Genomic DNA, 12238 nt, shown 5'->3' on the forward strand with positions numbered 1-12238 from the left:
GCTTTGTGTAGTGAGGCTGACAGAAAATAGTGCGCAAATTAAAGATAGAACAAGTTTGAGTAAGCGCCACAGGTAGAGGTAGCAGGCTTAGACTGAGAGTGGTTTTGCAGTGAATTGAAGTGCTTTTTGCCGAAAAAGAGGCCCCTGCTGTAGCTGTTTCCGCTGGTACTTTTGCCAAGCATACCGTAGCGCCGACTACTTCCCGCGCCTTAGTGAATGGCGCATTTCCCACCCGGCCTGCTGGCTCCGCCGCGGCCGCCTTTTTACTGTTCTGATTTATGGAAATGAAAGTTCCCAGCTTTTCAAAGCGTTTATTCTTATTGCTCTTTGGAGCCGGGGTAGCCACTGCCGCCCTCGCCGAAGGCAGCGGCCCCCAGAAACCAGCTAAGCCCCAGCCGCACACCTTCACGCTCGGTCCCAACCAGTTCCTGCTCGATGGCAAGCCGCTCCAGATGATTTCCGGCGAGCTGCACTACCCGCGCATCCCGCGCGAAGCGTGGCGGGCCCGCTTGAAAATGGCCAAAGCCATGGGCCTCAATACGGTAGGTACCTACGTGTTCTGGAATGTGCACGAGCCTCAGCCCGGCAAGTACGACTTCAGCGGCAACCATGATGTGGCGGCTTTCGTGAAAATGGCCCAGGAAGAAGGTTTGTGGGTGGTGCTGCGGCCCAGCCCCTACGTGTGCGCCGAGTGGGAATTTGGCGGCTACCCGTACTGGCTCCAGAACGTGCCCGGCCTGAAAGTGCGCAGCCAGGAGCCGCAGTACGTGGCGGCCTACACCCGCTACCTCGAAGCCGTGGGCAAGCAGCTCGCGCCCTTGCAGGTCAGCCACGGCGGCCCCATTCTGATGGTGCAGGTGGAAAACGAGTACGGCTCCTATGGCTCCGATAAAGAGTACCTGGCCCTCAACAAGAAGCTGTTTGAATCGGCGGGGTTTGATGGGCTGCTGTATACCTGCGACCCGGTGAAGGACGTGGCGGCCGGCCACCTGCCCGGCCTGCTGCCCGCCGTAAACGGCACCGACAAGCCCAGCCAGATCCGGCAATTAGTGCACGCTAACCACAACGGCCAGGGCCCGTACTACGTGGCCGAATGGTACCCCGCCTGGTTCGACTGGTGGGGTACGCGCCACCACACGGTGCCGGCCTCCCAGTACACCCCCGGCCTCGATTCGGTGCTGCGGGCGGGCATGTCTATTAATATGTACATGTTCCACGGCGGCAGCACCCGTGACTTCATGAACGGGGCCAATTACAAGGGCGACACCTCTAACTACGAGCCCCAGGTCAGCAGCTACGACTACGATGCCCCGCTCGATGAGGCCGGCAATGCCACGCCGAAGTTCATGGCATTCCGCGGGGTTATCGAGAAATACCTGCCCGCCGGTACCAAACTGCCCGCCGTGCCCGCCGCCAAGCCCAGCACTGTGCTGCCAGTCATGAAGTTTACCAGCACTGCTAATTTGCTGGATCGGTTGCCGGCGGCCGTGGCGAATGCCAAGCCGCTCACTTTCGAGGCATTGAAGCAGGCGTACGGCTTTGTATTATACCGTACTACCGTTGCGGGTGGCGGCACCAAAACGCTTAAGATTAGTGATGTGCGCGACTACGCCGTAGTGCTGGTGAACGGCAAGCGAGTAGGCACCCTCGACCGGCGGCTTCGGCAGGACAACCTGAAGCTAACGCTGCCCGCAGGTCAGGTGCAGCTTGATATCCTGGTGGAAAACATGGGCCGCATCAACTTCGGTGAGTACTTACTTCAGAACACCAAAGGCATTACGAAAAGCGCGACCCTCGACGGCGCAGAGCTAACCGGTTGGCGCATGTACGGCCTTCCGTTCGATAGCGCCCCAGCTCTTACCAAACCCAGCGTGCCGGTTATCACGGCCAGCAGCGGACCGGTGCTACGCTCCACCAGCTTCACCGTCGCCACGCCCACCGATACCTACCTCGACATGCGGGCCTGGGGCAAAGGCGTGGTGTGGGTGAACGGCCACAACCTCGGCCGCTACTGGGCCATCGGGCCGCAGCAGACCTTGTACGTGCCGGCCGAATGGCTGAAGAAAGGCGCTAATACCGTAACGGTTCTGGAGCTAATCAAGCCGCAGCAAAACACCCTGGCTACGCTGGCGCACCCCATCCTCAGCGAGTTGCGCCCCTGAGGCGAGTTTCCGGTGCGGCACTCCAAGGTTTGTAAGTAAGATTTTGATAACCAGGTGTAAAGAATTGTTGCAGGCGGTGTAATAAAAGCACTATTGGCAGATTTTTTTCCCTTTTCTGCCGAAAACTAGTCCCCTTGCACCGCCTGCAAGCCGGTACATTTACATCACATTTTCGCGCCCCGTTCTCCAGTCAGAATGACCTTGTAACAGGCTTCTGTGCTCTTCGCTCTCCAGTCAATTTTTCCCACCTTAGCCGGCATCGGCCGGCTGTAATTCCCTTGCTCATGCAAGCAAAATCTCTACTTCTGTGCGGAGCCCTGCTGCCGTTGTCGGCCGCGGCCGCACTTGCTTCCCCGCCGTCGGCTTCGGGTGCCAGCTCGAAACTCGCTTTGCGGTCCGAAGCGGTGGCAACTCCTATTTCCGGTACCATTCTCGATGAGAAAGGGGTGGGCATGCCCGGCGTAACGGTGGTGCTGAAAGGCACGACCATCGGTACCGCCACCGACGGCCAAGGCCGCTTCACGCTGACAATTCCCGACGGCACCGAAGCCGCCACGCTCGTTATTTCGTCTATCGGTTACGTGCGGCAGGAAGTGGTAGTGGGCAGCCAAACCACCTTGTCGGTGCGGCTGGAACTCAACTCCCAGCAGCTCGACGAGGCGGTGGTAGTGGGCTACGGCAGCCAAGAAAAACGCACCCTCACCAACGCCATTACCACGGTGCAGGGAGAGGAGATTTCCAAGATTACTACCAGTGACCTGGGCGGCGCGCTGCAAGGCAAAGCCGCGGGCGTAACGGTACTGGGCGCGGGTTCCGAGCCGGGTTCGGCTCCGCAAATCCTGATTCGTGGTATTTCGACCATCAACGGCAACAACCCGCTGTACGTGGTGGATGGATTGCCAGTGGCGAATATCAACTACTTGAACCCCAAGGATATTGCCAGCCTGAGCGTGCTCAAAGACGCCGCCTCGGCAGCTATTTACGGGTCGCGGGCCGCTAACGGCGTGATTCTGATTACCACCAAGGCGGGCGTGAAAGGCGAGCCCCGCCTGACCTTCGATGCCACCTACGGCGTATCGAACCCGACCAAGATTCCGAACATGGCGTCGGCCAGTGAGTACGCCCGCATCATGAACCTGGCGGCCACCAACTCGGGCCGCCCCGTGGTGTACCAAAACCCTGATTCGTACACCCAGACCACCGATTGGTGGAAGGAAATTGCCCAGCGCGGCATCACCCAGAACTACTCGGTGGGCCTCTCGGGCGGCAGCGACAAGGTGGTGTATTCCACCGGCCTGAGCTACTTTAAGGAGCGGGGTCTGGTAACGGGCTCTGATTTCGACCGGATTTCGCTGCGCATCAAAACCGAATATCAGGCGGCGAAGAACCTGAAAGTGGGTGAGGATTTCAACATCTCGGCCACCAACCAGAAATACCTCAACAGCGGCTCGCTGTTCCGCGACGCCTTTAACGACGACCCCATTACGCCGGCCCGCTTGCCCGGTACTTCCGGCAACCCCTACGATTACTACGGCGCTTCGCCGACTGACGTGGGCAACCCGCTGGCTACCGTGGAGCGCAACGACGACCGGCGCAAGCAGTACTTCTTGGTGGGCAACATCTACGCTAACTACGAGTTCGTGCCCGGCCTGATTCTGGAAACGCGCTTCGGCACCAACAACAACGTGTACCGCCGCAACCAGTTCTCCCCGTTCTACACCATTGATGCCAACGAGCGCAACCAAGTGAATTCGGTGCGCTGGGAGCACAACGTTGAAATCAACTGGAACAACACCAACACGCTCAACTACACCCACGCCTTCGGCGACCATAACCTGTCGGCGCTGGCGGCCGTGACGCTGGAACGCTTCCAGACCAACACCCAAGCCACTTCAGGCCAGGCTATTCCTAGCAACGACAAGAGCTTGCGTTACCCCAATGCCGCCACTTCCGGCTTCGCCATTGAGGGCAACACCTACACCAATACCATTGCCTCGCTGATTGGCCGCGTCAACTACGACTTCAAGGGCAAGTACCTGCTGGGCGCCAGCATCCGGCGCGACGGGGCCTCGGTGTTCCCAACCAACAATCGCTGGGGCACGTTCCCATCGGTGTCGGCGGGCTGGCTGGTATCGGAGGAAAGCTTCCTGCAAGACCTAAGCGCCGTTGATTTCTTCAAGATTCGGGGCAGCTGGGGCCGGGTGGGCAACCAGAATATCACCAGCCTGACCAACAGCGCCTACACCGGCACCATCGGCAAGACGTACTACGCCACCGGCCCCGACCGGACCCTGCAGCTGGGTGCCGTACAGAGCAACGTGCCCAACCCGAACGTGAAGTGGGAAACCGTAGAAGACTACGACTTGGGCCTGGATTTGGGCTTCCTGCAAAACCGCCTCACGGCCACCTTCGACGTGTTCCGCCGCAACACCTACGACATGCTGATGTTCCAGGCGCTGCCGGGCCACGCGGCCTACGGCTACAACAGCCCCGTAACCAACGTGGGTAGCATGAAAACCAACGGCTTGGATTTCACGGTGGGCTACGCCGAAACCAAAGGGGATTTCACCTACGGCCTGAGCGTAAATGCCACCCGTGCCATCAGCAAAATCGATAAGCTGGCCAACGGACAGGCCCTGTATTCGGGCAACACCCCCATCTTCGGGCGGCCATCTAAAACCGAGGAAGGCGGCTACGTAGGTGCATTCTACGGCTACCAAAATACTGGTATCTTCCAGAACCAGGGCGAAATTGATGCTTACAAGTCGGCCAGCGGCGCCCTGATTCAGCCCAACGCCAAGCCCGGCGACTTCCGCTTTGCCGATCTTGATGGCGACGGCGTCATCAACGAGAAAGACCAGAAGTACATCGGCAACCCCATGCCCGACCTCTCTTTCGGCGTGAACCTGAATTTGGGTTACAAAGGCTTCGATTTGCTGGCTTCCTTGGTAGGCAGCCTCGGCAACGACGTGGTGAATGCCAACAAAGGCTGGTGGTACTCGGGTAGCTACAACTACAACAAAATCTCGGGCCTCGAAGGCAAAGCCTGGAGCGGCGAAGGCACTTCCAACGATGTGCCGCGCATTGTGGCCAACGACAACAACCAGAACCTGACCCGCTTCTCGAATTTCTACGTGGAAAATGGCTCGTACGCTCGGTTGCGCAACCTCCAGCTCGGCTACACCTTCTCGAAGAACATTGCCACGGCCATGCACATGGGCAGCCTGCGCCTCTACGTGAGTGCCCAGAACCTGGCTACCATCACCAAGTACAGCGGCGTGGACCCCGAAATCGGCAACGGCCGCTCGTACACCGACGGTTCGTCGGCGCTGAACCGGGGCGTTGACCTCGGCAACTACCCCACGGCCCGCACCTTCCTGATTGGTGCCAACGTCGCCTTCTAATTGATTAGTAGTTGGTTGCTAGTTGCCGGTCGTTGGTCTTTGACTTCACCGCCCACAGCTAGCCGCCGACAACTGACCACCAAATTCATCCCACCGCTTCTACTGTCATGAAACATATCCGCATCACACTGGCCCTGGTTATGGGCCTGGGAGTAAGTCTGCAAAGCTGCGACGACTTCCTCAATGAGCCCCCACAGGGCCAGCAAAACGTAAACAACTACTACTCCAACGCCGAGGAGTGCAAGGCCGCCGTAATGGGCTGCTACGCCACCGCCGACCAGGACGACTGGTGGAAGATTGACCGTACCCGCATGTTCGGCGACGCCGGCTCGGACGACGCCTGGAAGGGCAACGCCATTGCCGGGGACCAGCGCGAGTTCGGCGACTTTGCCCGCTTCTTCTGGTTGCCCAACAACGAGTGGTTCGATAACCGTTATGTGCATATCTATCAGTCGATTGGCAACTGCAACGCCGCGCTGGTGGGCATCGACAAAGCCCCGATTGATGGCACGCTGAAAGCCCAGTTGCTGGGGGAAGTGAAGTTCATCCGGGCGTACAACTACTTCGAGCTGGTGAAAGGCTACGGTGGGGTGCCGCTGGTGCTCACGCCGCTGGCCCCCAGCGAGGCCCTGGCCCTGAAGCGCGCTACGGCCGCCGAAGTGTACGCCCAGATTGTAAAGGACTTGCAGGAAGCCGCTGCCGCCCTGCCCGAGAAAAGCGCCCGCGCCACCGTTGACCTGGGACGAGCCACCAAGGGTTCGGCCAATGCCTACCTGGCTAAAGCTTACCTGTTCACTGAGCAGTGGCAGCTGGCCCAGCAGGCCGCCGAAGTGGTTATGGCTTCCAACCAGTACAACCTGAACGGCGAGTTCAGCAACATCTGGAACGTAAGCAACCCGAACGGCTCGGAGTCGATTTTCGAGCTGAACTACAGCCCCGACCAAGCTTTCAACCTGGGCTCGTCCCTGACGGTGGTAATGCGCAGCCGCGCTGATGGGGGCTGGGGCTTCAACACGCCCACCAGCAACCTGGAGCAGGCTTTCATCCAGGAAAACGACCCGCGCCGCCGCTGGACCATCATCAAGCAGGGCGACAACGTAGGCGCCCGCACGGCCAGCTTCGATTACTCCAACTACGACACCAAGCCCGCCGAAAACGAGTCGGGCCGCATCAGCCGCAAGATGTTCCTGCCGCTGGCCGACCGCCCTGCCAACGAGCGGGAGCACGCGCCGCTCAACCGCATCGAAATGCGCTACGCCGACCTGCTACTCATGCACTCCGAGGCCTCGTTCCGCTTGGGGCAGGAAGCTAAAGCGTTGTCGTCGTTGAACTTGGTGCGGGCCCGCGCCAACCGCTTGCAGCCTGGCACGGTGCTGCCGCGCACGTCTACCGGCACGGCTCTGCTGAACCACATCTGGCTGGAGCGCCGCTTGGAGCTGGCTATGGAAGGCCACCGCTACTACGACCTGGTGCGCCAGAAGCGCCTGGTAGCCGTAATGACGGCCTTCAACGCCTCGCAGCTCACCAGCACCGACCCCTATGACCGGGGCAAGGTGAAGGACCAGATTTCCGACAAGAACAACCTGTTCCCGATTCCAACCAGCCAGATTCAGCTTTCGGGCGGCAACGTTACGCAGAACCCTGGTTACTAAGTGAATGCCTTATGATGCCCCATGTGCTGCCCGTTGTTGCGGGTAGGGCATGGGGCATTTGGTTTTTTCAGTTGCCGGTTGTGAGTTGCCGGTTGTGAGTTGCCAGTTGCGAGTTGTCAGTTGCCAGTGAAACGTCTAACCGATAACCGGCAACCGATAACCGGCAACTGGCAACTCACAACCGATAACTCACAACCGATAACCGGCAACTGGCAACTCACAACCGGCAACTGTACTACTTCCTTTGCCCACCCATCCTTACTCATGGAAAACTTGTACCGCCTGCTGCCGCGTTTCGGTGGCGCCGTGTTGCTGCTGGCCGCTACGCTAAGTGGCTGCTCCAAAGACGATTCGCCCGTGGCACCCGACCCGGTGGTGGACCCGGTGGTGGTGCCTACCCCCGTGGCCGGGGTAGGGGCCGCCGGCATTGCCGGCCTGAACTGGGCCGACCCGCGCGACAATTTCGTGGACGATGCCTTGGTACTCTCGGGGTTAGCCGCCGGCGACACCTACGCCACCGTGCAAACCAAAACCGAAACCATCATCAACGGTTTCCAGAGCCGCACCAACGCCAACACCGTGCGCCTTCCCATCAACCCCACTACGGTGCTGGGCAGCAGCTGGGCGGCCTACACCGGCGCCATCGATAAGACGCTGAGCAAGGGTATGAAGGTGATACTGGCCTGCTGGGAAGGCAACTCGTCGCGCAACGGGCTGGTAGACGACAACACCCAGTTTTTTTTGATGTGGCAAACGGTAATAGCCAAATACGGCAGCAATGCCAACGTGTACTTCGAGGTGTTCAACGAGCCGCACGGTTACACGCAAGCTAACCTGGCCGCCCTTTACGCCGATTGGCTGAGCCGCTACCCCGCCGTACCACGGGGCCGCGTGCTGCTCGATGGCACCGGGTACGCGCAGGATATCAAGGGCATCGGGGCCGACAGTCGGTTCAACGGCTGCCTGCTGTCGATTCACATCTACGACTTTTTCTACAACAACCCCACCAACACGGCGGCCAGCTGGGAAAAGGCCTTTGCCGACAACCTGGGCAGCTACGGCAGCCGGGCGGTACTCACCGAGTACGGCGCCTTCCTGACGACGGGCGTGGATTTCAACAGCGCCATTGAGGGCGACGTGAAGAAGTCGTATCTGCTGGGAATCACCAATTTCTGTCGGCAGCAGGGTATTGCCAGCGTGTACTGGCCCGGCCTGCGCACCGGCGACTCCTACAGTCTGCTGCAATTCGATGGGCGGAACACGTCCATTAGTAATGCCTCGGGACTGGGACGCGTGCAGTTTGCCTGGGGCGCGGCCGTTACCGGCGGCACCGATACGTTTTACCCCACGGCCAATTACCGGCTCATCAACCGCAACAGCGGCCTGGTGGCCGACGTGAACAGCGCCGCCACCACGGCCGGAGCCAACATTATCCAGTGGTACCAAAACGGTGCCACCAACCAGCAGTGGAAGGTGCAAGCCACCAGCGGCGGCTACTACAAGCTACTGAACCGCAACAGCAACCTCGCCCTCGATGTGAACGGCGGCTCACCTATGCCCGCCGCCAACATCGTGCAGAGTGTCGATAACGGCAGCAACAGCCAGCAGTGGCAGTTCACGGCCAGCACCGATGGCTACTACAAAGTCACGAACCGCGGCAGCAGCCAGGTGCTGGACGTAACTGGTAGTTCAACAACGGCGGGGGCCAACCTTGTGCAATCGGCGGCGGCCAGCGGCAACAACCAGCAGTGGTTGGTGTGGCAGCAGTAAGTGGCTCGCTACTGTTTTGTAGCACCCCAAAGAGGCGTTATTTCTCGATAAGCTCGGAATGACGCCTTCTTAAAATTCTGTGATACAATTTGGTCCGGCTATCCACCTTCACCGGCAGGGTAGCCGGGCCGCTTCTTTTAACGTTTGCCTATGTGTTTCTCTTTCAAGCTAGAAGCCCTAACGCCGCTGGCCATCCTACTGTTAAGCCTGGCCGCCAGCCCTGCCCACAGCCAGGCGCCGGCCGTGGTTACGGTGCGCATTGATGCCAGAAAAACCTACCAGACTATTGCCAACTTCGGCGCGTCGGATGCGTGGTCGTGTCAGTTTGTGGGTAACTGGCCCGCGGCCAAAAAGGACGCCATTGCCGATTTGCTGTTCAGCCAGGAAAGCGGCCCCAACGGTCAGCCGAAAGGCATCGGCCTCTCGCAGTGGCGGTTCAACATTGGGGCGGGCAGCGCCGAACAGGGCGAGCAAAGCGGCATCAAGGACGAGTGGCGGCGTGCCGAATCGTTTCTGAAGCCCGACGGCAGCTACGACTGGACGCATCAGGCGGGGCAGCAGTGGTTCCTGAAGGCGGCGCAGCAGCGGGGCGTCAAGCAGTTTTTGGGCTTCCTGAACAGTCCGCCGGTGCAGTTCACCGCCAACGGCAAAGCCTACGCCACCAAGGCCGAAACCAACATTGCGCCCGCCAACTATGCCGCGCTGGGCACCTACATTGCCAAGGTAGTAGCGGGCGTGAAGCAAACCACCGGCATCACCTTCGACTACGTGAGCCCCATCAACGAGCCGCAGTGGGATTGGAGCGACGGGGGGCAGGAGGGAAGCCCGTTCCGCAACGAGGAAATGGCGGGCGTGGTGAAAGCCCTCAGTTCGGCCCTGGTGGCGGAGCGGCTGCCGTCTAAAATCCTGATAACCGAAGCCGGCAAGCTCGACTACCTGCTGACGATGGGCGACAAGCCCAACCGGGGCAATCAGCTGGCCGCCTTCTTCGGGGATAAAGCCGCCCCCACCTACCTGGGCAATACGCCCCAGGTGGCGCCCGTACTGGCCGGCCACAGCTATTTCACCACCTCGCCGGCCACGCAAGCCGCGGCCTTGCGCCAGCAACTGGCGGCCCGCGTAGCTGCCGTGCCAAAACTCACCTATTGGCAATCAGAATATTGCATCTTGGGCGACAATGGCGGCGAAATCAACGGCAACCCCCGCGACTTAAGCATCACGCCGGCGCTGTATCTGGCCCGCGTCATTCACACCGATTTGGCCGTGGCTAACGCGGCGGCTTGGCAATGGTGGCTGGCGGTGTCGCCCTACAACTACAAAGACGGCCTGGTTTACATCGACAAAAACAAAACCGACGGCACCTTCCAGGCCAGCAAAATGCTGTGGGCGCTGGGCAATTACAGCCGCTACATCCGGCCCGGCGCCGTGCGGGTAGCCGCCGCCCTAGCCGATTCGGTTAGCGCCGGCCACTTGTTGGTTTCCGCGTACCGGAGCCCCAACAGCAAGCAGCTTATCACGGTGGTAGTAAACGACGCAGCCACGCCCGCCGACCTGCGGCTGGAACTCAGTGGCCGCCGCTTGGGCGCTAGCCAGTCCTACACCACCTCCGCCACCACCGACCTGCAACCCAGCGCGCCCGTGCCCGCCGGCCAGGTGTTGCACGTAGCACCACGCAGCATCACCACGCTGGTTAGTGAGCTGCGCTGAAAAGATGCTGCCTAAACCAAACGCCAAAATGCCCGCTGTGGCAGTTGCTTCCACCCGAAGCCAACTGTAACAGTGGGCATTTCAGCGTTTAACTGTTTTGGTTTTCCGTTGTGTGAGCGGCCGGCGCAGCCGTGGTTAGCGTGGCCCCGGCGCTGGCTACTACAATGCACGCCACCGCCAGCCACTGGCCGAGCGTGAGTTGCTCGTTGAGCAGCAGCCACCCCGACAAAGCCGCTGCTACCGGCTCCAAGCTCATCAGGATGCTGAACGTGCGGGTGGGCATAGTCTTGAGGGCCTGCATTTCCAGTGAAAAAGGCAATACGCTGGAAAACAAGGCCAACAGTGCCGCCAACAGCAGCAAATGTGGCGTCAAGGCCAAAAAGCTGCCGCTGGCCAAACCGAAGGGCAACACGGGTAGCGTGGCAAACAGCATCCCAATGGCCACGGCTTGCTGGCCCGGCAGCACAGCCGCCGTCCGCTGGCCTAGCACAATGTATATGGCCCAGCACCCGCCGGCTGCCAGGGCAAAAGCCGCCCCTATTAAATCGAGGCCGTTGCCGCCCCAGGGCGCAATTAGGGCAATGCCGGTGCCGGCCAGTACCACCCAAATTAGGTCGGTCCAGCGGCGTGAACCGGCTAGCGCCAACCCCAGCGGGCCCACAAATTCCAGCGTTACGGCCAGGCCCAGCGGCACCCGAACCAGCGCGCAGTAGAACAGAAAGTTCATGAGGCCCAGCGCCAGGCCATACGGCACCACGGCCCGCCATTGAGCGGGCTGCAACCTGCCTAGTTGCGGGCGCACCACCACGGCCAATACCAGCGCCGACAAGCCAATACGCAAGCTGGTAGTACCGGCCGCGCCCAGCACCGGAAATAAACCCTTGGCAATAGCCGCGCCGCCCTGCACGCTTATTATAGATAGCAAAACGGCCAGCAACGGCGGCAGCGAAAAACGCGGAGTGTTCATGAAAGCGCAGGATCCTCATGCTGCCAGCGGCAACGCAGGAAAGGGTGAGCCGCGAAGGTAAGCAGTAGCGCGAGGTTTAGCTGAACAGCTGCCTCTACACCACTGGCAAACGAGCTATATGCTGGCCTTGTAAGCGGCGAGCCAAGTAGCCCCAGATGTTAATCCGGCACTCAGTGGCGGCAGCGTATTATCCCCGGCTGAATTCCAGAGGCACCCTAGTAACAGGCTAATTCAAGTGGCTGGGCGTAGGCCTCCAAGCAGGCTTCGGAGTGGAAGGCCTGGTACCGCGGCGGGTGTACGCATTCTTGTTCCAGCCATTGCTCACAATAAAACGAACCTAAATCGTAGAGCTCAATACTGTAGTTCTCGTGCCAGCGGTGGGCAATGAATTTGCCGTGCTGCTGCACATAGCAGTCCTGTTGAGTTTCGGATAAAGCCTGAAAACGAGCGGAATCAAGTACCATAGAAGCAAAGCGGTGTGCAAAGCAGCAGATAGACGCCTTGAGGCAGTGATTATCTGAATACTCCGCTCGGTAGAAGAGCAGTATGCCACAAAGCTACATGCTTCCATTGTAT

Annotated in this window: 6 protein-coding genes; 5 read left to right on the forward strand and 1 reads right to left on the reverse strand. The window is 59.9% G+C overall.

Annotated features, from left to right (window positions below):
* Window positions 1-320 precede the first annotated feature (320 nt).
* From J0X19_RS14545 to J0X19_RS14565, 5 genes are all read left to right on the forward strand, one after another.
* Window positions 321-2162 (forward strand): glycoside hydrolase family 35 protein, encoded by a 1842-nt coding sequence (locus J0X19_RS14545; protein ID WP_206985101.1) that lies wholly within the window; start codon window positions 321-323, stop codon window positions 2160-2162.
* A 284-nt stretch (window positions 2163-2446) separates the two neighbouring features.
* On the forward strand, window positions 2447-5566 hold the full coding sequence (locus J0X19_RS14550) for a SusC/RagA family TonB-linked outer membrane protein (protein WP_206985102.1): 3120 nt from the start codon (window positions 2447-2449) through the stop codon (window positions 5564-5566).
* Between the two features lie 107 nt (window positions 5567-5673).
* The gene (locus tag J0X19_RS14555; protein WP_206985103.1) at window positions 5674-7218 is read left to right on the forward strand and encodes a RagB/SusD family nutrient uptake outer membrane protein; all 1545 of its coding nucleotides are present in this window, start codon (window positions 5674-5676) and stop codon (window positions 7216-7218) included.
* A 126-nt stretch (window positions 7219-7344) separates the two neighbouring features.
* Window positions 7345-8988, forward strand: coding sequence for an RICIN domain-containing protein (locus tag J0X19_RS14560; RefSeq protein WP_206985104.1), 1644 nt, complete (start codon window positions 7345-7347; stop codon window positions 8986-8988).
* Between the two features lie 150 nt (window positions 8989-9138).
* The gene (locus tag J0X19_RS14565) at window positions 9139-10695 is read left to right on the forward strand and encodes a glycoside hydrolase (RefSeq protein WP_206985105.1); all 1557 of its coding nucleotides are present in this window, start codon (window positions 9139-9141) and stop codon (window positions 10693-10695) included.
* Between the two features lie 88 nt (window positions 10696-10783).
* Here the strand turns inward: J0X19_RS14565 and J0X19_RS14570 are convergent, their stop codons facing one another.
* Window positions 10784-11662, reverse strand: a complete 879-nt coding sequence (locus J0X19_RS14570) for an EamA family transporter (protein ID WP_206985106.1) — start codon at window positions 11660-11662, stop codon at window positions 10784-10786.
* Window positions 11663-12238 lie beyond the last annotated feature (576 nt).

Source organism: Hymenobacter telluris, from assembly GCF_017313265.1.
Lineage (GTDB): Bacteria > Bacteroidota > Bacteroidia > Cytophagales > Hymenobacteraceae > Hymenobacter > Hymenobacter telluris.